This window comes from Algivirga pacifica (assembly GCF_039543525.1).
GTDB lineage: Bacteria > Bacteroidota > Bacteroidia > Cytophagales > Flammeovirgaceae > Algivirga > Algivirga pacifica.
On sequence record NZ_BAABJX010000017.1, the window covers coordinates 1 to 21,742 of the forward strand.

A 21,742-nucleotide genomic window follows, 5' to 3' on the forward strand; every position below is an offset into this window, starting at 1 on the left:
TCAGCTGGTAGAGCATCTCCCTTTTAAGGAGAGGGTCCTGGGTTCGAACCCCAGCGGGATCACGTATATTTTAATAGTATATATTAAAATAGGCTCACGTGGTGAAATTGGTAGACACGCCATCTTGAGGGGGTGGTGACCTTCCCGGTCGTGCTGGTTCGAATCCAGTCGTGAGCACGTAAACTTGATAAGTCAAAGTACTTATCAAGTGAAAGATATCCCTTAGTAAGTATGTGATATACATATAATTGTAGGATTGGCATTTGCCAATCCTTTTTTTTTAACCAGATTGCAGGTAGACAGTTGCCTCCTTGAGGCATTTTATACTGCTTGTTGATATAAGGGAGCAACGTTCAATTTAAGCGATAAACAATAACCGATAAACCAAAATATGAGTACAAGAAAGCTAATGGTAGTAAGTACCTCTACCGTGTATGGTAAGGGGTATCTGGAGTATTGTCAGGAAGATGTTAAGGATTTCTTCAAAGAAGCATCGACAGTAATTTTTATTCCTTTTGCCCGCCCGGGAGGAATCTCTCATGATGAGTATACCGCTATCGCAAGGGAGAAATTTACATCTTTAGGAATTACATTGAAGGGGGTACATGAGTTTGATGATCCCGTAAAGGCCATAGAGGAGGCTCAGGGCGTTTTTACTGGTGGTGGGAATACATTTGTATTGCTTAAGCAGTTGTACGATCAAGGTGTTCTTCTTCCTTTGAGAAAAAGAATTACAGAAGGGATGCCTTACATGGGAACAAGTGCAGGTTCTAATATCACTGGGTTAACGATTTCGACTACCAATGACATGCCGATTGTATACCCTCCAAGTTTTGAAGCGTTACAGGTATTGCCATTTAATATCAATCCACATTACCTGGATCCAAATCCAGATTCTAAGCATATGGGAGAAACCCGTGAGACCAGAATCAAGGAGTTTCATTATTTTAATGAGCAAGCAGTGGTAGGATTGAGAGAAGGAAGCTGGTTATTGGTAGATGGTGACCAAATTACCTTAAAAGGTACCTTACCGGTAAGAATGTTTGAAAAAGGGAAAGATCCTTACGAATTACCGGCCGATGCTGATTTAAGTTTTTTGCTCTCTTAAGAGAGTGGTCTATAGGAAACTTTTCTGAAGGTACATATAGTATTGGATAGGCGTTCTTTATTTGACTGAAATCCAATAAAAAAGCGTATTCAATAAGAGGGCTATTTATTTGAACAATGATTAAAAAACATCTTAGATGTTTGCAATTCAAATAAATAGCCTTTTTATTTACAATATAATCTAGTAAGTCGATAGGGTAATTAAACTTTAAAATCCAAGCCTATCGACTTTATTATAACATCAGCAAGAAAGACAAGCATTATTGTATGGAATATAACTTTGAACAATTGAAAGAGGAGATTGCCTCGGATATTCGTGCGTATAAAGAGAAGGGATTAAGGTTGTTTTCAACATCATCTTTTCAGCCACAAAGTATTGTTATGTTACATATCATCAGTCAGGTAGATCCTGATATGCCTATTTTCTTTATGGATACACGTTATCACTTTCCTGAGACCATAGCTTATATGGAGGAGGTGAAAAAAACAATGAAGTTAAATATACATAGCCTTACTTCCGATATCCCGAAAGCAAAACAGGTGGATGCTAAAGGAGAGCCTTTGTATAAGGCTGATCCCGAGTATTGCTGCCATATCAATAAAGTAGCCCCTTTGGAAGCGGTATTAAAGGAGTATGATGTTTGGGTAAACGGTGTGAGAAAAGGACAAACTGCTAACCGTGCCAATATGGGGAAAGAAGGGAAAGCGAAGCATGATGTATTACGTTATCACCCTATTCTGGAATGGGATTCCAAAATGGTATATACATACATAAATAAGTATAACCTGCCAATTCATCCATTGGTGAAAGAAGGGTATTTTAGTATTGGTTGTACACACTGTACTGCCAAAGGAAATGCAGCGAATGGCTTTGATGACCGCTCAGGACGATGGTCTGGCTCTACCAAAACAGAGTGTGGGTTGCATACTACGCTGGTAGCCGGATAAGATTGTTCATGGTGTTTAGTTGAATTTTTTAATAGGGCTTCGCTCGTTGAATTGTTGATTGATTTTAATAAACAGTTAACCATTCAACGAGCGAATTGCTATTTAAACGCCAGATAATAGATTCAACTAAACAATATGAACGAGCGAAGCTCAACTAACATACGCCGTGTAGCGGTATGAACAACTAAAGATTAGTGATAATCCCATAGAGACTTTTGGTGACTTTATAAAGGCTTTGTAAGGCCGCTTGTTGATGATAGGTTGAACTCCTATCGGAGAGGATTAACGTGGGGTAGGAGGTGTTCCTGAATGCGTAGTAAGGGTGGTCTTTTCTTCTTGGCAAATATTCTATATGCGCAGAGATACGACAGTGCTGAGCGATATTAGTCTGAATTTTTTTAGCTTGAAAATAACTACTGAAGTCACCTTGTATCAAGACTTGATCTTGCCTTATAACTGTAGGTTGTTGTAATTGCAGTAAATATTTCTCAATAGTATTTCGTGCCTGTAATCCTGGTTGTAACAGCAGGCATAATTTGATTTCTTCATCGTTCTGATAATAGTGCTGTGCAAGGGCCTCTGCAGCCTTTCTTTTGGATGTATGATCTTTACAGATAAAAAATGTCATCTCAATATCATAGGGTAAAATGGGCTGCTCCTTTTTTAGAAGGCGAGCAATTTCCATAAGCTCGGCAACTCCTCCATGAAAATGTTGATCTGTTGGCTTGGAAGATACGTAGGCACAAACAATGACCTTGGACTGGGCAATGGGAGAGGAGTAGGAGATACATAGACTTGTATCAAACTGTTGTAGATGTTGGTATCGCTGTAGCTGTATAGGGTAGTTAAGGCGTTCTAGATAGGCTTTAAGGTAGTTAAACCTATCATTTTTTTTAGAAGCCAATGTCAGATATTGAGTGGTTCGGGATAAAAATTGTAAATCAGGTGTAATCTGTTTTCTTTCTTTTCTTTGTCGGATAATATAAATATAAGTTAGGTATAGGAAGCTGATAGTCAAAGTGGTAAAGGTAAACGGGTGCGTAAAGTTTACGGCATTCATGGTGATAATGGTTAGTGGTTGAAAGGTTAATTTCAGGGAAATAAGTATGCCAAATGATATGTAATAATTGGAGAGTTATTCACCCTTTTTTTAGTTGTAAAAAATTGATATTTAGACGATTAAGTAAATACATTTTAACAATTTCACGGAAGCGTATTCCGGTCAATTAGTTCTTTTTACCATTTATTAACAATTTTACTATGAGTGACTTGAAAATTGCCGTAGCCTGTGAGGAGGCTTTGGAAAAGTTGTCTAAACTAAATAAGGATGGTGTACACAGTCAGATTGTAGCAGATTTGCAGTGGGTACTGGGAAGTTATAGTTTTGACGGTAATCCTGAGGGGCTGTATGAGAAAGGTTTACTAGCGTTAAATGAATTGAAAGTAGTTAAAAAAGACAAGCCAAGAGCAGTAGCCAAAAAGCTATTGGACTCTTTGGATGTAGCTTTGGCTGAGAAATAAATCAGCGAAATGTGTACCTGTAGAATGAAAAGGTATCTGTCTGACAGATACCTTTTTTTATGCGTTCAAGTTGTTTAATTGAAGCTCAATTGAGGTGTAGAAATGTAGAAGTGTAAAGTTCTATATTTTACACCCCTACACTAGGCAATAAAGTGCAGTAGTAAAGCAGTGACGCCATAGCAAACTGCTAATCCTACAGCAGTGCCACTGTAGACTTCTGTCTTGGTATGGGCTTGTAAACTTAAACGAGCAGACATGACTAATCCCAGGGCTATCGTAAAGAAGATAACAGGGGCATTGAGTAGGTCTGTTCCTACGGGTTCATATTTACGTATGGCCAATAAGATTCCTAAACTTCCTGCTAGTGTGGCTGTATGTAAACTGATCTTATGGAAAAAACTGATGCATAGTAGGATGAAGATTAGGGTGCTCATGCTACTAAAGGAGACAACGATAAGCGGCCCCATTCTTAGTTTAAAAATGAGAATCAGCGTTAGAAGTAGAAAGCTGATAAAGGAGATCAATAAGGGAATCAGGCGCTCTTCTCGTTTTTTCATATACAGAGAACGAATATACTCTGACTTATACAGATAGTAAATCCACATTGCTGGAAAGATTACTGTGAAGATGCCTATAAAGGCGATAAGCATGACTTTACCTTTAAATGGAAGCCATATACCCGCTTTAGAGAGAAAAAGTAGGAATAGCTCTAGGCATAAAGGAATAAGAATGGGATGGAGAGCGATGGAGATTCTGGAAGCGAGTTTTTGGTGCATGCCTTTTTTTAATGAAGAATGAAGAGTTAAGAATGAAGAATAGGTATCTTTTTGTAGGAAAATGACTGAATAGAAGAATGCTGAATCAGTGATTGTTTATTACTTATCGCTTATGAAGGCTGATAAGCGATAAGTAATAAACGATAATTACCTTTTACACTTCTTTTCGAAGTCTGGCTACAGGAATTCCCAATTGCTCACGGTACTTGGCAACAGTTCTTCTGGCAATATTATATCCCTTGAGTTTAAGAAGCTTTTCCAGTTTATCATCTGAAAGAGGCTTTCTTTTATCTTCTCCATCAATAATATTTTTTAAGACATGCTTTACCTCCTTGCTACTTACCTCTTCTCCACTTTCGGTAGAAATACTCTCCGAGAAAAAGTACTTGAGTGGGTAGATTCCAAAGTCTGTTTGAACGGCTTTACTGTTGGCTACACGAGATACCGTAGAGATATCCATATTGATGCGCTGTGCGATATCTTTCAGGATCATAGGACGTAGCTTCCCTTCATCACCTGTCATAAAGAAATCATATTGATGAGACACGATAGCATTCATTGTTCGTAGTAAAGTATCTTGTCTTTGTTTGATCGCATCAATAAACCATTTGGCTGCATCCAGGCGTTGTTTGACAAACTTGACGGTTTTATTGATTTCCTTATCCTTCTTAGAGCTTTTCTCGTAGGTATCGATCATTTCTGCCCATGACCTACTAACTCTTAGTTCGGGTGCATTCTTGCTATTGAGAGAGACTTGTAATGCACCATTGACTTCACGAACAATAAAGTCAGGAATAAGGTATTGTACGCTAGAATAAGAGCTGCTGAAGCCTCCCGGTTTAGGGTTAAGTTTAAGAATTTGCTGTAGAGCATCTCTTAAAGTATCATCATCAAAGCTTAGTTTCTTTTTGATTTTTTGGTAATGTTTCTTCTTGAATTCTTCAAAGCATAAGACAATCACTTTTCGAGCATTGATGATATCAGGATCGTTTTGATCTCTTCGTTGGAGTTGTATGTCTAGACATTCTTGAAGGTCTCTGGCAGCAATACCAGGAGGGTCAAAAGAGAACTGGATGCGGTGAAGAATGCTTTCTAGTTCCTCTACACTGGTTTCTATATTCTGGGAAAAAGCCAGATCATTCACAATAGACTCCATTTCTCTGCGAATATATCCATCGTTCTCTATACTTCCGATCAATTGCATTCCGATGGTATGCTCATGATGGTTAAGACGAAGGTATCCTAGTTGATCTTTGAGATGATCAGATAAGGTCGCTTGCATAGCAATAGGCATATCGCGGTCAGCTTCTTCTCCAGGGCCATCTCCTTGCATTTTGTAGCCGTAAACGTCATCAGTATTGACGTAATCGTCAAAGCTGATATCCTCAGAAGCGCTTTCATATTCGTCGTAATCCTCTTCGTAGTTATCTTCAGCGTTGTTGTCTTCTTTGGAATATTCTTCTTCCTTCCCCTCTTCCAGTGCTGGGTTTACTTCCAGTTCCTCTTCAATACGAGATGCAAGTTCTGCAGTAGGAATCTGTAGTAGTTTGATGTATTGGATTTGCTGTGGCGACAGTTTTTGCTGTTGCCCCAGTTTTAAACTAATGTTTGTCTTTTGCATAATCCCCGGTTTTTTCAGGCATCTTATCTAAGCTGTTTCAAATAGGTTAATCCGTCAAAGGGCTTCTTTTTGCTCGAGAAATAAAAAAGAACTCTTTTGACATTTCTCTATTTGTAGCGATTAGCGTTGTCTTGTCAGATTAAAAATGCTTTGGCATATAAAATCGTGCCATTTTTTTCAAAAATAAGATAAATCTCCATTTTTTCTAAGGAATCTCCATGAAATGTAAGAAAAATACGATGGTTATTTGTCGTTTATCGCTTATAAACAATAAGTGATAACTCATTACATGGCGTCTCTAAACGGTATATTATTTCGTAGACAGCGACAGGGTTAATATGAAAGTCTATCGTATCACTAATAGCACAAGGTATCGTCCATAGCACAGGGTATCACCCATAGCACAGGGTATTGCTCATAGCACAGGGCATCGCCCTGTGTAGAAGATTATTTTTTCTTGCTAACTTTATACCCCTTTTGGATGTTAATTCAACGAATACTTAAAATCGATATTATATATGAAAATGGTCATTTCTCCAGCAAAGTCGCTGGATTACTCAGAAGATATTCCATCGTATTTTCATACGAAACCGGACTTGATGGATAAATCGGCAGTTCTGATTGAGGCATTGAGAAAAATTGATGTGGAGGCTTTACAAAGCTTGATGGGGATAAGTGAAAATTTGGCAGTACTTAATAAGGACCGTTATGCTACCTGGAGTGAGGAAGCAACCACGGATAATGCAAGACAAGCTATTTATGCATTTAAGGGAGATGTATATCAAGGGTTTGATGTAGAAGGTATGTCAGAAGAAGACTTGCAGTTTGCACAAGAACACTTGAGAATATTATCAGGATTATATGGTTTATTGAGACCTATGGATCTTATGCAACCTTATCGTTTAGAGATGGGGACAAAATTAACGGTAGGGGAACACAAGAACCTTTATGAATACTGGGGAGATCTTTTAACAACGCGTTTGAATGAGGTAATGGAAGAGGGAGAGGCATTGGTGAATTTAGCGTCAAACGAATACTTCAAGTCCATTAAAAAGAAACAGTTAAAAGCCAATATTATCACTCCTGTATTCAAGGATTTCAAAAATGATAAGTACAAGGTGATTAGCTTCTTTGCCAAGAAAGCTCGAGGGATGATGGTGGCTTATGCCGTAAAAAATAGAATTACTAATCCAGAGGACTTAAAAGGGTTCAATGCTGAGGGGTATACCTATAATGAAGAGCTGTCTAAAGCGAACGAGTGGGTGTTTGTTCGATAATGCTTTTGTTTATCGGTTATCGTTTAAAAAAGGTTTTCGGGCGCCATGCAATGGTTATCGCTTATCGTTTAATAAAAGTTTATCGGTTATCGCTTATCGTTTAAAAAAAATCTTGAAAAACTACCCGTAGGGTATTGTATGTTGTTTCGGGTTAAAATAACTTTCTTAACCGATAACCGATAACCGATAACCGATAACCGATAACCGATAACCGATAACCGATAACCGATAACCGATAACCGATAACCGATAACCGATAACCGATAACCGATAACCGATAACCGATAACTTACTCCCTTCCCAATAGTTGTTCTCCCTCAAGTATCTCCGTAGGGATATAAGCCATAAGCTTCTTGTCTTGCCCCATTTTTTTCCACAGCGTATTGACCGCAACCTCCCACTTCAAGGCAGAAACACCTTTGTTTATTCCTACAAAGCGGTAGGCGGTGTCGTTATAGTACATTTCTAGTCTTTCGTGTAGTTGTGCACTGAGGCTTTGTATCTGATCCAATGGAAGAATAATAGGGTTAATATCTTCATCGAGACAAATCTCTATTCTATCTGTGTACAAATAGGCAGTCCCTTCTCCCAGAAGTTTGATTTCTTCACTTCCTTCTCCCCGGTATATATTAAGTCTTTGCTCTTCGAGTAGAGGAATGTTTTTGTCTTGTTCAAACTTTTGGCTTACAGTGTTGATTAGCCACTTTTCTTGCCAATGATACCAATCTCGGATATTATCAAAGTGTAGCTGGTGTGAGCTTTTTACCTCATAGAAACCATAGGTATTAATATGCAAATAGTACCCACAGGAATGGCAATAGAAGTCATTTCCTTTAGCGACAAATGTATTGAGTTTTTGACACTCAGGACAGACGTAAAGTGCATGTCCAATCTCTTCCGCTTTGTGCTTAGAGTGAATAGGGTGTATATGTTCTTGTTGCCAGGCGACCTCATCATGATCGATGGCTTGGGTTAAGGCTTCGAATAGCTCCTCTTCTGAGAGTTCCTTCACTTGTTCAGGAGTAAAGAGAATTTTATAGGAGACTTCTACTTTTGTCCTGCGTAATTTTCGACTCCATCGAGGATTAAATTGGTGCATCCCTTTCATGACTGCTACGACTACAGGGACTTTTAAGATCTTAATCAATTTGACAATAGATGGATCCATCGGAAAACTTTTTCCTGCCCAGTTACGAACAGCCTCGGGGAAGAGACCAACCCCTTCTCCTTGTCGCATAACGCCTATAATATCCCGAATTACTTTAGTGTCTCGAATTCCTTTTTTCTTGGGAATAGTTCCTAAGCCGGTTAAGAAAAGACGAAGAATAGGAGAGCGGAATACGGCATCAGAAGAAACAAAATGTGTAAAGCGGGGAAGTAAGTGTCCAATCAGGAAAGGATCCCAGAAGCCTACGTGATTGGATAGAAGTAGGTAAGGGCCTTGGATATTCTTTACTTCATTTGGAAGGTGCTTTTTGATATTAAACCATTTGACAAATAGACTCAAAAAGCACCAAACTAATAACCGTATAGACCATTTGGTGGGATATAATTTCTTTTTCATTGTGTGAGTAATGGATTTCAGTAGCTGATATGTTCTGCAAATGTTTCTTACAAAAGTACAAAAGGAGAGGGAATACTGCTTAATTTTTTATCAGTAGGCATGAAATGTATGTGTCAAGTTTACTTTGGTTTGTTTTTTGATACATAAAAGTATCATTATTTATACTATATTTGTTTGTGAATAAGTATTCATTAGAGGTTAGGCACTTTTACCCTATCTGAAGACGTATTCCAAACAAGCTCTAAGACTCAACAATAACCAAATTATAATTCAATTACTTTTTTATTCAATATGGCTTATATCAACACTTACGTTTTGTTAGCAGGCTTTTTTTGCGCTCCTTTTTTTTATGCGGCTTATGCTTTCAGAACTAAAAAAATATTGGGAGATAGTTGGCTGAAGGGGCATCAGGTAGCCAATGAGGTGTCTGAAAAACAAGGAAAAAAAGTAGCAGGGAGTACTAAGAATCCTTGGCTATTTGCAGGTCCAAGAGCTAGCCGCTTAGAAGAAAAAGCAATCAATCGAGTACATTTTCCAATGAAAGTCTATCGTTTGAGTAAGTTGTTTTTGGTGACCTTGCCTGACGTAGCATTTCGAATCCTTGGACATTTCCTTCGTACAGGAAACTTCAACTGGCACCCAGTAATTACCCAAAAGCAGCTGTTTGACTTGGTGGCTTATTCCTCTTTATTGATACCGGCAGAAGTAAGTGAGGATGGAGAATACTTGACGTTTCAGGCGCCAAAAGATCTACCACTAACAACTAAAGCAAATCTTTGTCCAGCGGGATTAAAGGTCATATTTCACATAAAAGAGGAATGTTTAGTAGAGGCGCTTTGGGAGGGAAAGACTATTACGGAGGATATAGGGTTAGTGACTGCTTTGATAGGGCAATTGATAGCCCACTGGGCACACCCACAATCGCATGTCATGTCAGAGAAATCTGCTCGTGAGATTACCGAAAAACAAGTGCAACCGTTGGAGCCTTCCAGTCGATTTGTGGTGGCTTTACATGATGGGTTATTGTATTCACCGATTAGCCCCATTACGACTAAAACTCATTTACTGAATACCATGGCCGAAAGGGATAGTATTATAGCTTCTATTGAGGTACCTCTTCCGCATGCAATGGATAAGCGAAAGATGCAGTTTCGCTATTACAGTTTCTTGGTAAAGGCAAGAATGGTATTGATACAATCTTTGAAAAAGTATAACCTGAATATTAATGCAGAATATCTTTTCAATAATATGATCTTGCATTCGGTCGAGCATTATGTGCTCTATACGAATACCCGTAAGCTGATTTGGTCCATAGATGGTAGTAAAAGTCTGAGCTCCTATTTCCGATCTAGAATATTTAGAGCTATATGGATTCCTGATTATGAGACCTCTCTAGAGAAGCAACGTATCCGCAAGATCGATGATAAGACATTTCCTTTTTATAAGGATTTACACACACAATTAGAGAAGATTGATAAGGAATTGGCAGATTGTATTTTGGCATCTACTTCATATTAGTTGAAGAAAAAAGGTAGGCCATGGCCTACCTTTTTTCTTCATTCAACACTTTTATCACCGCTTTCTTATACGTTCTACTAATCGGAAGCTCTTGTTCTTTGAGGACAAGAGTTTCTTTGTTATAGGCGGTGATATAGGTAGGGTTTACGATAAAAGAACGGTGTATTCTTAAAAAAGAGGCAGGTAATTGCTTATGAAAATGACTGATTTTTTCATGTGTCTTTAAGGTACTATCGTCTTTGAGGTGTATATGGATGTAGTCAGAAAGGCTTTCTACATAAATGATGTCTTCTGGAGTTATTCTATAATTTTTTCGATTAGACCGAATATTCAAAAAATGCTCTGTAGGATTTGTGTTTTTTTCTTCGACGGATTGTGTGATAGTCTGTTGTTGTATAGACTGTCGAACAAGTAAGATAAAGGAGAAGAGAAAAACGATAAAATATAAGGTAATTGTAAGTGTAAAAACATCGGAAGCCATAGGGCTCATTTGCTCATAGGAATAATTGCTCAATAAAACATAAGAAAGCACGATGACTAACATCTCAAAATAAGTAGAGACTATGATGAGATATAAAGAGTAAAGAGTGAATTTTTTAAAGGACCGTTGAAAAAGATATTTGGGTACTAAAAAATAGTTGAAGGTGTAGCAACTACCGACCACTACAGGGAATAGCATTCCCACAAAAAATAAGGCCGTACTTACAGAGGGGAAAGTCTGTGTAAAAAAGATGGTAAGACCGATAAAGGTCAATACCCAAAAAGTGATGTGGTAAATCGTTTTCATGCTACAAATTAGGGTGAAAAAGACTATTTTGTTCAATAATTCGACAAAATACAGGTTTTGTACCGGATTTGACATTGTGGCTGGGAGAGTTTCCCTCTAATTTTGCTCAAAATAATTTCATATAAAACGTAAAAAAAACATGATCGAATTATTTTATCAGGGGGGCGTACTATTTATGAGCATCCTAACTTTGGAGGCAATAGTAGCATTAGTACTTGTCGTAATGATCTTGAAAGGTCGAGCTATTTTGACTACAGAAGAAGCCAAGGAAAAAGTAGGACTGCTGAAGTCTATCGGAGTGTTGGCATTGGTTACTGGAATGCTCGGGCAATTGATTGGCCTGTATTCAGCTTTTGAACATATCGCAAATATGGGGAATGTCTCCCCTTCCATGTTGGCGGGAGGAGTGAAGGTTTCCATGATCTCTACCTTGTATGGATTATTGATTTGTGTAGGGTGTTATGTAGTTGCCTTAGGGGTGTCGGCTAAGAGTATTTTTGGAGTAAACGGAAGGTAGTTGGCTTGTTGAATCGACCTAATGGTCGATTCAACAAGCTCTTATCGTTCGCTATGAATATATTCCTGTACACTTTCAGGAAGGTGATGACCTAAGTAAAATATACCCACATTGATCAAGATACTCCATGTGATAGCACTAATGAGCATATAAAAAATAATACGACTTTTTTTCTCACCAAAAGAAACGGCTACCATCGCACCTCCCGGAGGAGTTAATAATAAAGGAGTAAGCATTGCCACTCCAAACATCCCGTATTTACGCCAAATCTTGACCAAACGTCGGTTTCTACGGGAGAATAGTTTTCGTTTCTTTCGGCTAAAAAAAGTTCTACTGATCTTATTCCTCATAGGTTTGCCAGCGTAAGCCAAAATAAAAGCGGTGATCATCATACCCAGAGCTGAAAGAGTAACGGATTCCATAAACCTCAATCCAACAGCATAGGCCGTGACGGGGCCAATAACAAATTTGAACATGCTGATAAAGATGATCAGCAAGTATTTCGATAGTAATTCTATCATAGCTAATTATAGAACAATGACAATACTGCTAATCAGCATTAGTGTATTGTGTAGGACTTGTATGAGATGGTAGAAAGATCATTGTTTATTCGACAATGACAAGCGCATAAAAATAAGGTAAGACTTTAGCCTTACCTTAAAGATAACGTTTATTTTTTAGATCAGCTTTATATTTACTGAGTATGAGGCTTTACCTTAGAGCTTGTTTGGAATCCAGATTTTGAGAATAAAACTTCTATAAATTGACTGATAAAGTCCTGATTTGAGCCTAATAGTGGTTCTATTTGGGGATAATCAGGACTTTTTCAGTCAAAATTAGAGGAATTTTATTCCAAAAGATGTGGTCCCAAACAAGCTCTTAATTAAGCAGGCATTAAGGTATACGTATAATAAGCATAGGTCACCAACAAGATAATCCCCTCCAATCGATTGATACTTTTACCCATAAACATCATAGGAAGTAAAAGTAACGTAATCCCCAACATCCACGGGATATCATACGAAAGTAACTCAGGGCTGATATCAATATTAGCGACAATACTCGTAAATCCTAGTATGGATAATACATTAAAGATATTAGAGCCTAATAGGTTACCGATCGCAAGGTCAGTGTTTTGACGATAAGCGGCGACTACAGAAGTCACTAACTCAGGTAAGCTGGTGCCCAGGGCTAGTACTACGATGCCGATGATACGCTCGTCTACGCCTAATGCAGTAAATACAGTTTGAGCTCCTCCCACAAACCAATCAGCACCAAAAGTCAAGGCGGCAATACCTATGATGATAAAAACACCGTCAATTAGCCAGCTACGTAGATTAATGGGAGTTTTAGATTGATTCTCCTCTCCAGCTAAAGCTCGTTGTTCTTTCTGTGATTTTCTAAGGATATAGAATTGATAGGTAAATAATAAGGAAACCATCAGTAACCCCGTAGCCATATTCAGTACTTGAAAATAACTCCCGATAAAGAATAGCAAGATAGAACTACCTATGGTGACAGGCCAGTCCAAACGTAAGGTACTGCGTTGTACTTTTATAGGGGTAATCAGTGCGGTTAATCCCAAAACCAAGGCCAGGTTACAAATATTGGAGCCTACGACGTTGCCCATTGCCATATCGGAACTACCCTGAAGGGCTGCCAACATACTAATAAATAGCTCCGGTGCTGAGGTACCAAAAGCGACTACGGTAAGTCCTACTACGAGAGGGGTTATTTTTAGCTTGAGGGCAATATTGGATGCCCCTCTGACTAGAGCTTCCCCTCCTGCAATAAGTACGATTAGACCGATGATTAGTTGTACTGCGCTGATTGTCATATCGAATGAATGATTTAGTCTATTCTGTTAATGGATATTCTGATTCCTTGAATAAATAGTATTCTGTATATAACGGAGTTCAAGCAAAAAAGGTACTCTTTTTATAAAAAAAGATAAAAGAGCGGTAGGCTATGCTTATATTCAAGCGCTATTTAATTCATTAACTATTTTTAAAATCATTGAGTAATGAGATTCTTTTTCTTACTAGCCATTATTTATGTTGGTGCATTCCAAAGTATTCAAGCGCAATACCATTATTATTTGGATGAGTTTTTTCTTCCTGTGGAAGATTCATTAGCGGCAAACTATCGTCGAGCAGTACAGCTCAATGAAAATGGAAGCTATCTATTGACTACCTCTTTTATGAATGGTAAAGTCTTCAAGCAAGTTAATGCTAGTATACAGTTGAAAAATAACGATACTCTTGTGTTGGATCATATGCCAACGGTAAAGGAGGTGAAAGAGTGGCAGATAACTTATCAGGGTTTAGAAACCACGTACTATAAGACGGGAGAAAAGCTTAAAACAATTTTTTATCAGGACGATCGTCCTGCGGGACAGTTCCGGGTTTGGCATCTTAATGGCCGTTTAATGGCTGAGATGGTAGAAATACCTTTCGCCGAGCGAAAAGATCAGGAGCATATGATTGTATCCTATTTTGACTCCTTAGGGAATGTAAAAGTGGTCAATGGAAAGGGAGTGCTGTCAAATGACCTCTTATATGAACAAGATGCCGTATATAAGGTGTCTGGTCAGTTGAAAAACGGTTTAAAGCAAGGAGAGTGGAGTGGAGCGTTTGCTTCAGGTTCGTATATCGAAGTTTATAAAAAAGGGAAGTTGATAAAAGGCGAGAGTACAGGAGAAGATGGACATCACTATCAATATAAGCAATTGCATAAAGAAGCCTTGTACGGAGAAAATGGTAGCCTTGCGGATTTTTACAGGCAAGTGGGAAAAGAACTACGTTACCCTGCTGAAGCCCGTCGACAAGGTGTAGAGGGAAAAGTCTATCTTATGTTTATGGTGGATAAGTATGGTGAGGTGAGAACGTTGGATGTTTATAGGCATGGGAATCCATTGTTGGATAAGGAAGCTGTGAGGGTCTTAAGAAAATTGGCTCCAGGGTTCAAGCCGGCGACTTTCAGAGGACAGCCTTTTACTAGCAGAAGAGTACTTCCTATTATGTTTCATTTAGGCTAATACCAGTGAGCAGTGAGCAGTGAACAGTGAGCAGTGAAAAACTATCAGTAAAAATTGGGAGGATATAGTGGGGTGAAATAATTTTGCTCATTGCTCATTGCTCATTGCTCATTGCTCATTGCTCATTGCTCATTGCTCATTGCTCATTGCTCATTGCTCATTGCTCATTGCTCATTGCTCACTATTTAACCTCCTCATAGTCCACATACTCCCCTCCATCTTCTTCTGGCATTTGATTGGCCTTACTTTTTTCCTGAGGGATAATAATCGTCATGCCTTCTTTTTTCACTGCTTCGGCTTGATAGCCTGCTTGCTGTCTCCTCATAGCTTCTTGCTGGGCTTTCTGCTTTTCCAGGATTTTCTCATAGACAGTAGGGCCAAAAGCCTTGAAGAACCATTTGAAGAAAAATCCAGAGAAACGAGAAAATATATAAATCAGTACGATGGTAACTAATAAGAATTTTAGAAACATAGTGTTATTTATAGTTGATGTTTTCACAAATATACGGCATCTCTGGGAGAACAACGATTATGGGAGTTGATATTCCATGATGCGAGGTTGCTTATTCTTTTCTAATCGTGGTCGTCCTTGGGCATCCATGACAATAGGGAAGGAGGATAAGTCCAGGGCATAGATAATACCTTTTTCAAATACTTTTTTGTTACTGATTTTATCGGTAGGGATAAACTTACCATGCTTATTGATATAGCCCATTTCTATTTTTCCTTCTCCTAAAGGGATATGTTTTCCCAAGTCTCCTTCAAGGAATAGAACGTCATGAATTCGGAAGGCAATACGATAAGGACTGTCAAATGTTCGGTTCCACCAGACATACCCAGCCGCTCCCTCTGGAGTGAAAGTCAACGTCCATGTATCTTTATGGGCTGTGTTCTCGTAGGTTTTAACTTCCATCTGATAACCATCAAAGCCAGAAGACATCACATAGTAGGTACCTTGAGGGAGGTGTAAAGAAAGATTGCTGAGTTGCCCAAAGGTGGCAATTGTATTGACTTGGGTGGCTAGGTTGAAATTGAGATCATAGATGGACAGGCTTCCGTTGACTTCTACATTGCGCATGATTTCTTCCGGTACAGGAGGTGTCGTACGGAAGTTGGAAGTGGCTGCCTTTTCTTCTGGAGTTAGTGTCATACGTCCTTGAACAGCTATAGCTCCCCAAGCCGTTTCACTCTGGCGACTGTCGTCCAGATGAATGAGCAACTCATTCTGACAGGAACCGAGTAGTAATCCGATTACTAAGAATATACTGAGATAAGATCGTTTCATCTTCTGTATTAATGCTCCAATCATACTTGTAATAAAAGACGCATAATAGGTGACTGTATTTTACAGTCACCTATTATGGTATAACCTATCTGAAGGAAAGGAATTAGTCTAGAACAACCCATTCAATTTCATACTCCAGGATATAGTCAAATCCGAGATCACCACTTACGTTTGGTTTACCATCAGGGTCCACCATGATTTCTAGGGCATCGATATTGATACCGACAATTTTAGCCACCTCAAAAGGATAGTTTTCTTTAAGGAGGTAAGTAGCAACAAAGTCTCCGGCATCATTGAGGTAACCTAGTTCAATGTTTTTTTCACCCGCTGGAAGCATTTTACCAATGTTTCCTTCTTTCTCATTGAATACAGTATCCCCCATTTTTACTGCTACCGTACGTTCCGTGTCAATGGTAGCATTCCACCAAACAAATCCACCGGACATTGTTGGAACAAAACGCAAGGTGGCAATGGTATTGTCCTTGTCGAAAGTAAAGTCCAACGAGCTATCTTCATAACCATTAAAATTAGTGGTTTCTATTCGATAGTCTCCGTAAGGAAGTGTTGTGACAATGTTGGCAATGGCATCAAAAGTACGTACCGGAGCACTAAAGACATTCACCCCTGAGGCTGTATGAATGATGCTCAAGGTACCATTGACCTCTGTGTTTTTAAAGACCTCTTCAATAGAAGGTGCCCCTTCCACATTAGCGGTAGAAGTGGTGCGAAGTTGAGAAGAAGCTACTCTTTGGTTACTATTCGTCCCAATTGTACTTCTAAAGGTAAGTACCCCGCTTGCTGCACTGTCTGGGTTGTTAGGATCTTGCCCATCCACAATAGTGATGTGGTTTTCGGTACAAGAAACCATTGCAATACTCAACGCCAACAGTAAATAAAATACCTTTTTCATTTAGAGCTTATTAAAGTGTTAACTAATAGAAAGTTTATTCCCTCGGGTAGACCGGTGGAAGTCATACAAAAGTAAGGTTTAGGACAATTCGAGAATGTGAACCCCTTCTAATGGATTTAAATAATTCTAAATTAAGTCCTATATAATCAGTGAGTTGTCCTGTGTTTAGTTTGCTCTGTACAATGATTGCTGAATAAATGTTATTAAGAGGGGAGTACATGGGACTTTATGAGGAAGGGTAGTGTTTTCTAACGTGGACGGGTTCAAATCTTGTCGTCCTTTATGTTATGCAAGAGAGGGCTACATGAAAATTGATCCCGGAAAAATCCTATTGAATCTAAAATGTAACATATACGCTTAATTGCAAACCCCTGATTTATTAGGTAGTATTGCGGTTGCTTTGAAGAAAATTAACTGACAAATAGATATGTTCGAATTGATTAAGAAGAAGTCGGCAAACTATAAAGACGACATTCTATCCGGTCTTACGGTGGCCCTTGCTTTGGTACCGGAGGCAGTAGCTTTTGCTTTCGTGGCAGGGGTAGATCCATTGGTAGGTTTATACGCTGCCTTTATGATTGGATTGATTACTTCTGCTTTTGGTGGACGTCCGGGGATGATTTCTGGTGCGACAGGAGCCTTGGCAGTAGTGATGGTATCCTTGGTAAAAGAAGGAAACGAAATGGGTTTGGAAATGGCCAATCCCGTAGAAAATATGGGGCTTTATTACCTGTTTGCTACGGTGATCCTGATGGGTGGATTACAGATCTTGGCAGGAGTGTTGAAGCTGGGTAAATTTGTTCGTCTGATTCCGCATCCCGTAATGATGGGCTTTGTAAATGGTCTGGCGATTGTGATCTTCTTGTCACAATTGGGAATGTTTACAGAGGTTAACGATTTGGGCGAAAAAGTATTTTTAGAAGGAAATCAATTGTATATTATGATTGGTTTAGTGCTGTTGACGATGGGTATTATGTATTTCTTGCCTAAGTTGACGACTAAACTTCCAGCAGCCTTGACCGCAATTTTTGTTGTGTCTATGATTGCCATCTTCGGTGGATTAGTAGATACAGAGATGGTCGCTACCGTAGGTTCTTTCATTAAAGATGGAGGAGGACAAGGATTAGAAGGTGGATTGCCAACCTTCCAGTGGGAGGCATTGAGCCAAGTGCCAATGACTTGGGCTACCTTGAAGTTTATCTTCCCTTATGCCTTGATCTTGGCAGCAATTGGATTGATTGAGTCGTTGATGACTTTGAACTTGATTGACGAGATCACAGAAACGAGAGGTGATACAAACAGAGAGTGTATGGCGCAAGGTGCAGCCAATATCGTAACCGGTCTTTTCGGTGGTATGGGTGGATGTGCCATGATTGGACAGTCAATGATTAATATCAACTCTGGAGGTAGAACGAGGGTTTCAGGAATTGTAGCGGCGGTGACGTTGCTCATGTTTATCTTGTTTGCAGCCCCGTATATTGAGATGATTCCAATTGCGGCTTTGGTAGGAGTAATGTTTATGGTAGTGATCGGTACGTTTGCATGGTCAAGTTTCCGTGTCCTTCGCAAGATTCCTATGCACGATGCTTTGGTGTTGATCCTGGTATCTTCATTGACAGTCGTATTTGATTTGGCCATTGCGGTACTGGCAGGGGTAGTACTTTCTGCCTTAGTATTTGCTTGGGAAAATGCAAAGCGTATCCGTGCCCGTAAGAAGGTAAAAGAAGATGGAACGAAAGTTTACGAGATTTGGGGACCATTGTTCTTCGGTTCGATCTCTGCGTTTAACAGTAAGTTCGATGTAAAGAACGACCCAGAGCGTGTGGAGATTGACTTCATAGAATCTCGCGTATGGGATCACTCTGGTATTGAGGCGATCATCAGCATCGTGCAGAAGTACGAGAAATTAGGGAAAACGGTGAAACTTCGTCATCTAAGTGAAGAGTGCCAGACCCTATTGAAAAAAGCAAATTACAGCAAAGACTTACACGCCGTGATTGAACACGATGTGGAAGATCCTCGTTACCATATGGTCGGTGATCACAAGACTTTTGCGTAAAAGATATAGAACGATTTTTATTCAGTCATGGCCCGGTTGGGCTATGCATTCAGCTTAATTAAAATCCTGCTCCTATGGGGCAGGTTTTTTTTTGCCCCGGGCGGTGCCCGGGGCTATTGGCGCTTCGCTGGTTATAGAACAGCTTCACTTCGCTCGTGTGGGGCCGTCCAAACATCGTTTGTTCCGCTAAATCTACGACCAGTAAGGAGCAGAGCTCCGGGCAATGCCTGGATAAAAAAAGACCTAGAGGCACTTCAAAGAAGTGCCTCTAGGCCTCAACTAAACACCATCAACGAGCGATGGTATTCCCAACCCCCGGGCGGAACTCCAATTGCCCCGGGCACCGCCCGGGGCTAAGGATTCAATAATTTTATCGTCTCCTGCTTCGTAGCCGAAATAATCTTTAGTACCGACATTCCTTTACTAATCTGATCCGCAGGAATCTGCAGACGAGTATACCCTCCTTTCAGTGATAGACGACGCTCATACGTCACCTGCCCTTGGGTATTGACCAAGACCATGTAGATCTGCTGCGTAATAGGGTTATAAAGCTGAAGCTCCATATCCTGTCCTCGTAGTGGATTGCCAGAGTAGTTGTCTACCGAGAAGGTCCTCTGTGTAGCAGCAGGATTGACCACCATATTATAGTACTCAAATTTCCCATCAATATCGACTTGTTTCAGGCGGTAGTAGACGAGTCCTTTAGGGGCTTGAGCATCCACAAAACGATAGTCTTGCCCATTCTGAGTGCCTTCTCCACGTCCTTCAATAGCATCTTCGATGACCGTATAGCTTTTTCCATCAATAGAACGCTGTACCTCAAAGAAGTCATTGTTCTCTTCTGAAGTGGTTGACCACTCCAGAACGATCCCTTCCCCTTGACGGGAGGCGGTGAAGTAGGCCATTTCTACGGGGAGGGCGCCTGAAGTATCAAAGATATCATTTACAGCATCAATAATATCGCCTAGAGGGTCATCTGGAATGTCATCAATTCCTTTGTCACTTCCTGTTTGTGTAGAAAGATCATCATTTCTTTGAGTGAAATTATCATCGTCGTCAGCGTATAATTCCCCTGTTCCAGTGTTTAGAGCAGTTCCCGAAAGTTCACCTCCTACGACCATTTCTCCTCCGTCGTTATTAAAGTCATTCCCGTTCAGTTCGGCATCGCCATAGACAATAACATTACCACCATTGGAAAATATAGTATTTGTACCATCAGTACTGAAATTACCTAAGACGATAATAGTACCATTATTTGTGAAAATGTTTGGATTCAAAAAAAAGCCATTATTTAATTCAAAATTACCAGTAACGATAAGTATTCCGTTATTAGTAATAGAACTGGCATCTGGTGTACTTCCATTTATAGTGAAGTCACCATTAACAACATTGTATTCACCATTTTGAATTTTTTCAGCAATAGTTGTACCTGATCCAGCAATACTTGCAAAGGTATGATCATATCCCTCGGTAGGGTTAGCATCAGTATAAGTCGTCTGCCCCCAGCACAAACTCCCTCCAAACAGTAATCCTATCAAAATAGATTTCTGCAGTAAAAAGGTAACAGTAGATGTTTTCATATAGTTATTCGTAAAAGCCCTTATTTTTTGAGAAAAAGCTCTGCTGTGGTGAGTAGCCACGTAGCTACCCCGTATAGATAGAGGTATTTTATACATATTTGAATAGAGATATAATTTCAGGGTGATTTGATTGAATTATAGCAATTTTTTTGCCAATATTCCCTAATGAGTATTGTACGTGTAATGAAATTTTCGGTTTGAAATTATAGAAGAGATCAAATATATAAAAGGAATTCTGGAAGAATTACCTCTAACCCCGGGCGCCGCCCGGGGCAATGGCACCGCCCGGGGCGATGTATGTTTCCCGCCAAGAATACACTACTCTTACGTACTGTTTATACATATTCTTTCCTATCTTTTTTATTCATGAGAGTTTTATATCTATTGTGTGGGTGCTTGCTGTGGGCTTGTCAGCATCGGCAGGCTTCCCGGGAGGAATCAGCGCCCTTGGATCAAAAAGAACATGTAGAGTACAATTTGAACTTACCGGACAACCGTTGGGATTTACCTCCTATCCTGAAGGAAGTGTCGGGGATTACCTACTGGAAAGGGGGACTGATCTTGGCGGTGCAGGATGAGGAGGGGGAGGTCTATGTGTATGATTTGAACCAAAAAAGAGTCGTAGAAGGAGTGATCTTTGGGCGGGCAGAGGACTATGAGGGTATTGCGGTACGGGAGGAGGAGTGTTTTGTAATCAATAGTACAGGAGAGCTACATCGTTTTTCCCTGGAGAAGGGGCGGTTAGAAAGTCAGCAGTATATTCTTCCATTTACCCGCAAGAATGATATTGAGGGACTTTGTTTGGATGCGGCAAAAACGCATTTATTAATACTCCCCAAAGGTGCACCTTCTTTGGAAGGAAAAAAAGGAAAGAAGAGTGTGAGAAAGGTCTATCAATGGAATATTGATAAGGAAGTATTAGAGCCAGAGGAACGATTTCGCATCTATTCCAAGCGCTTTGACGATTTGAATCCCGACGCAGACGATAAATTTGCTCCCTCGGATTTGGCAGTACATCCATTGACCGGGGACTACTATATATTAGCTCATAAAGGAAAGAAGCTGCTAGTTTGTACGGCAGAAGGAGACCCCAAGGATCTTTATTTACTGGATGAAGCCTTGTTTGAGCAAGCAGAGGGGATTACTTTCTTACCGGATGGTGAGCTGCTGATCAGTAGTGAAGGGAAGTGGGGCAGAGGGTATATTCTGTCTTTTAAGATGCAATGATGACTCAA

At 39.7% G+C, this 21,742-nt stretch carries 20 protein-coding genes and 1 tRNA gene; 10 read left to right on the plus strand and 11 right to left on the minus strand.

Annotation, left to right across the window (positions count from 1 at the left end; all coding sequences use genetic code 11):
• The first annotated feature begins 92 nt into the window (after window positions 1–92).
• The 3 genes from ABD985_RS04170 (at window position 93) to ABD985_RS04180 (ending at window position 2,055) form a co-directional block, all read left to right on the plus strand.
• Window positions 93–177: transfer RNA gene (locus ABD985_RS04170), tRNA-Leu, on the plus strand.
• A 214-nt stretch (window positions 178–391) separates the two neighbouring features.
• Window positions 392–1,108: a dipeptidase PepE gene (pepE, locus tag ABD985_RS04175; RefSeq protein WP_345369454.1), complete on the plus strand. Its 717-nt coding sequence runs from the start codon at window positions 392–394 to the stop codon at window positions 1,106–1,108.
• Window positions 1,109–1,374: 266 nt separating this feature from the next.
• On the plus strand, window positions 1,375–2,055 hold the full coding sequence (locus ABD985_RS04180; protein ID WP_345369455.1) for a phosphoadenylyl-sulfate reductase: 681 nt from the start codon (window positions 1,375–1,377) through the stop codon (window positions 2,053–2,055).
• A 184-nt stretch (window positions 2,056–2,239) separates the two neighbouring features.
• Here the strand turns inward: ABD985_RS04180 and ABD985_RS04185 are convergent, their stop codons facing one another.
• Window positions 2,240–3,115, minus strand: a complete 876-nt coding sequence (locus ABD985_RS04185; protein ID WP_345369457.1) for a zinc-binding metallopeptidase family protein — start codon at window positions 3,113–3,115, stop codon at window positions 2,240–2,242.
• 200 nt (window positions 3,116–3,315) lie between these two features.
• On the opposite strand from ABD985_RS04185, the gene ABD985_RS04190 reads away from it, so the two are divergent.
• A complete protein-coding gene (locus ABD985_RS04190) occupies window positions 3,316–3,576 on the plus strand; it encodes a hypothetical protein (protein WP_345369459.1) in 261 nt (86 codons plus the stop codon).
• A 140-nt stretch (window positions 3,577–3,716) separates the two neighbouring features.
• Here the strand turns inward: ABD985_RS04190 and ABD985_RS04195 are convergent, their stop codons facing one another.
• Both ABD985_RS04195 and rpoN read right to left on the minus strand, forming a co-directional pair.
• A complete protein-coding gene (locus ABD985_RS04195) occupies window positions 3,717–4,352 on the minus strand; it encodes a hypothetical protein (RefSeq protein ID WP_345369460.1) in 636 nt (211 codons plus the stop codon).
• 154 nt (window positions 4,353–4,506) lie between these two features.
• The gene (gene rpoN, locus ABD985_RS04200) at window positions 4,507–5,973 is read right to left on the minus strand and encodes an RNA polymerase factor sigma-54 (RefSeq protein WP_345369461.1); all 1,467 of its coding nucleotides are present in this window, start codon (window positions 5,971–5,973) and stop codon (window positions 4,507–4,509) included.
• Window positions 5,974–6,491: 518 nt separating this feature from the next.
• On the opposite strand from rpoN, the gene yaaA reads away from it, so the two are divergent.
• The gene (yaaA, locus tag ABD985_RS04205) at window positions 6,492–7,250 is read left to right on the plus strand and encodes a peroxide stress protein YaaA (RefSeq protein WP_345369463.1); all 759 of its coding nucleotides are present in this window, start codon (window positions 6,492–6,494) and stop codon (window positions 7,248–7,250) included.
• Between the two features lie 289 nt (window positions 7,251–7,539).
• Here yaaA and ABD985_RS04210 read toward each other — a convergent pair whose 3' ends face one another.
• Entirely contained in the window at window positions 7,540–8,814 is a 1,275-nt protein-coding gene (locus ABD985_RS04210) for a lysophospholipid acyltransferase family protein (RefSeq protein WP_345369465.1), read from the minus strand.
• A gap of 291 nt (window positions 8,815–9,105) precedes the next feature.
• Here ABD985_RS04210 and ABD985_RS04215 point away from each other — a divergent pair, with 291 nt between their 5' ends.
• Window positions 9,106–10,332 carry a hypothetical protein gene (locus ABD985_RS04215; protein ID WP_345369466.1) on the plus strand — a complete coding sequence of 409 codons (1,227 nt, stop codon included), beginning with the start codon at window positions 9,106–9,108 and terminating at the stop codon, window positions 10,330–10,332.
• Window positions 10,333–10,357: 25 nt separating this feature from the next.
• Here the strand turns inward: ABD985_RS04215 and ABD985_RS04220 are convergent, their stop codons facing one another.
• Complete coding sequence (locus ABD985_RS04220) at window positions 10,358–11,119, minus strand: LytTR family transcriptional regulator DNA-binding domain-containing protein (protein WP_345369467.1); 762 nt, start codon at window positions 11,117–11,119, stop codon at window positions 10,358–10,360.
• Window positions 11,120–11,258: 139 nt separating this feature from the next.
• Here ABD985_RS04220 and ABD985_RS04225 point away from each other — a divergent pair, with 139 nt between their 5' ends.
• Window positions 11,259–11,636 carry a MotA/TolQ/ExbB proton channel family protein gene (locus tag ABD985_RS04225; protein WP_345369469.1) on the plus strand — a complete coding sequence of 126 codons (378 nt, stop codon included), beginning with the start codon at window positions 11,259–11,261 and terminating at the stop codon, window positions 11,634–11,636.
• A 41-nt stretch (window positions 11,637–11,677) separates the two neighbouring features.
• Here ABD985_RS04225 and ABD985_RS04230 read toward each other — a convergent pair whose 3' ends face one another.
• Together ABD985_RS04230 and ABD985_RS04235 are read right to left on the minus strand one after the other, a co-directional pair.
• Window positions 11,678–12,157: a hypothetical protein gene (locus tag ABD985_RS04230; protein ID WP_345369471.1), complete on the minus strand. Its 480-nt coding sequence runs from the start codon at window positions 12,155–12,157 to the stop codon at window positions 11,678–11,680.
• A 362-nt stretch (window positions 12,158–12,519) separates the two neighbouring features.
• On the minus strand, window positions 12,520–13,473 hold the full coding sequence (locus ABD985_RS04235) for a calcium/sodium antiporter (RefSeq protein WP_345369472.1): 954 nt from the start codon (window positions 13,471–13,473) through the stop codon (window positions 12,520–12,522).
• A gap of 186 nt (window positions 13,474–13,659) precedes the next feature.
• Between ABD985_RS04235 and ABD985_RS04240 the strand changes: the two genes are divergently transcribed.
• Window positions 13,660–14,673, plus strand: a complete 1,014-nt coding sequence (locus tag ABD985_RS04240; protein ID WP_345369473.1) for a TonB family protein — start codon at window positions 13,660–13,662, stop codon at window positions 14,671–14,673.
• A gap of 181 nt (window positions 14,674–14,854) precedes the next feature.
• Here the strand turns inward: ABD985_RS04240 and ABD985_RS04245 are convergent, their stop codons facing one another.
• The 3 genes from ABD985_RS04245 to ABD985_RS04255 all read right to left on the minus strand — a co-directional run bounded on the left by ABD985_RS04245 (window position 14,855) and on the right by ABD985_RS04255 (window position 16,868).
• Entirely contained in the window at window positions 14,855–15,145 is a 291-nt protein-coding gene (locus ABD985_RS04245; protein WP_345369475.1) for a DUF4834 family protein, read from the minus strand.
• 57 nt (window positions 15,146–15,202) lie between these two features.
• Entirely contained in the window at window positions 15,203–15,982 is a 780-nt protein-coding gene (locus ABD985_RS04250; protein ID WP_345369477.1) for a hypothetical protein, read from the minus strand.
• A 79-nt stretch (window positions 15,983–16,061) separates the two neighbouring features.
• On the minus strand, window positions 16,062–16,868 hold the full coding sequence (locus ABD985_RS04255; protein WP_345369479.1) for a hypothetical protein: 807 nt from the start codon (window positions 16,866–16,868) through the stop codon (window positions 16,062–16,064).
• Window positions 16,869–17,295: 427 nt separating this feature from the next.
• Here ABD985_RS04255 and ABD985_RS04260 point away from each other — a divergent pair, with 427 nt between their 5' ends.
• Complete coding sequence (locus tag ABD985_RS04260; RefSeq protein WP_345369481.1) at window positions 17,296–18,927, plus strand: SulP family inorganic anion transporter; 1,632 nt, start codon at window positions 17,296–17,298, stop codon at window positions 18,925–18,927.
• Window positions 18,928–19,280: 353 nt separating this feature from the next.
• Here the strand turns inward: ABD985_RS04260 and ABD985_RS04265 are convergent, their stop codons facing one another.
• Window positions 19,281–20,507 carry a hypothetical protein gene (locus ABD985_RS04265; RefSeq protein WP_345369483.1) on the minus strand — a complete coding sequence of 409 codons (1,227 nt, stop codon included), beginning with the start codon at window positions 20,505–20,507 and terminating at the stop codon, window positions 19,281–19,283.
• 366 nt (window positions 20,508–20,873) lie between these two features.
• Here ABD985_RS04265 and ABD985_RS04270 point away from each other — a divergent pair, with 366 nt between their 5' ends.
• On the plus strand, window positions 20,874–21,734 hold the full coding sequence (locus ABD985_RS04270; protein ID WP_345369484.1) for an SdiA-regulated domain-containing protein: 861 nt from the start codon (window positions 20,874–20,876) through the stop codon (window positions 21,732–21,734).
• Window positions 21,735–21,742: the final 8 nt, after the last annotated feature.

Bases quoted from the DNA above. Each gene is read 5' to 3' on its own strand.
- ABD985_RS04185 (WP_345369457.1), bottom strand. From the start codon at position 3,115: ATGAATGCCGTAAACTTTACGCACCCGTTTACCTTTACCACTTTGACT.
- ABD985_RS04195 (WP_345369460.1), bottom strand. From the start codon at position 4,352: ATGCACCAAAAACTCGCTTCCAGAATCTCCATCGCTCTCCATCCCATT.
- ABD985_RS04245 (WP_345369475.1), bottom strand. From the start codon at position 15,145: ATGTTTCTAAAATTCTTATTAGTTACCATCGTACTGATTTATATATTT.
- ABD985_RS04225 (WP_345369469.1), top strand. From the start codon at position 11,259: ATGATCGAATTATTTTATCAGGGGGGCGTACTATTTATGAGCATCCTA.
- ABD985_RS04220 (WP_345369467.1), bottom strand. From the start codon at position 11,119: ATGAAAACGATTTACCACATCACTTTTTGGGTATTGACCTTTATCGGT.
- ABD985_RS04240 (WP_345369473.1), top strand. From the start codon at position 13,660: ATGAGATTCTTTTTCTTACTAGCCATTATTTATGTTGGTGCATTCCAA.
- ABD985_RS04270 (WP_345369484.1), top strand. From the start codon at position 20,874: ATGAGAGTTTTATATCTATTGTGTGGGTGCTTGCTGTGGGCTTGTCAG.
- ABD985_RS04255 (WP_345369479.1), bottom strand. From the start codon at position 16,868: ATGAAAAAGGTATTTTATTTACTGTTGGCGTTGAGTATTGCAATGGTT.
- ABD985_RS04250 (WP_345369477.1), bottom strand. From the start codon at position 15,982: ATGATTGGAGCATTAATACAGAAGATGAAACGATCTTATCTCAGTATA.
- ABD985_RS04215 (WP_345369466.1), top strand. From the start codon at position 9,106: ATGGCTTATATCAACACTTACGTTTTGTTAGCAGGCTTTTTTTGCGCT.
- ABD985_RS04230 (WP_345369471.1), bottom strand. From the start codon at position 12,157: ATGATAGAATTACTATCGAAATACTTGCTGATCATCTTTATCAGCATG.
- yaaA (WP_345369463.1), top strand. From the start codon at position 6,492: ATGAAAATGGTCATTTCTCCAGCAAAGTCGCTGGATTACTCAGAAGAT.
- ABD985_RS04260 (WP_345369481.1), top strand. From the start codon at position 17,296: ATGTTCGAATTGATTAAGAAGAAGTCGGCAAACTATAAAGACGACATT.
- pepE (WP_345369454.1), top strand. From the start codon at position 392: ATGAGTACAAGAAAGCTAATGGTAGTAAGTACCTCTACCGTGTATGGT.
- ABD985_RS04190 (WP_345369459.1), top strand. From the start codon at position 3,316: ATGAGTGACTTGAAAATTGCCGTAGCCTGTGAGGAGGCTTTGGAAAAG.
- ABD985_RS04235 (WP_345369472.1), bottom strand. From the start codon at position 13,473: ATGACAATCAGCGCAGTACAACTAATCATCGGTCTAATCGTACTTATT.
- ABD985_RS04210 (WP_345369465.1), bottom strand. From the start codon at position 8,814: ATGAAAAAGAAATTATATCCCACCAAATGGTCTATACGGTTATTAGTT.
- rpoN (WP_345369461.1), bottom strand. From the start codon at position 5,973: ATGCAAAAGACAAACATTAGTTTAAAACTGGGGCAACAGCAAAAACTG.
- ABD985_RS04265 (WP_345369483.1), bottom strand. From the start codon at position 20,507: ATGAAAACATCTACTGTTACCTTTTTACTGCAGAAATCTATTTTGATA.
- ABD985_RS04180 (WP_345369455.1), top strand. From the start codon at position 1,375: ATGGAATATAACTTTGAACAATTGAAAGAGGAGATTGCCTCGGATATT.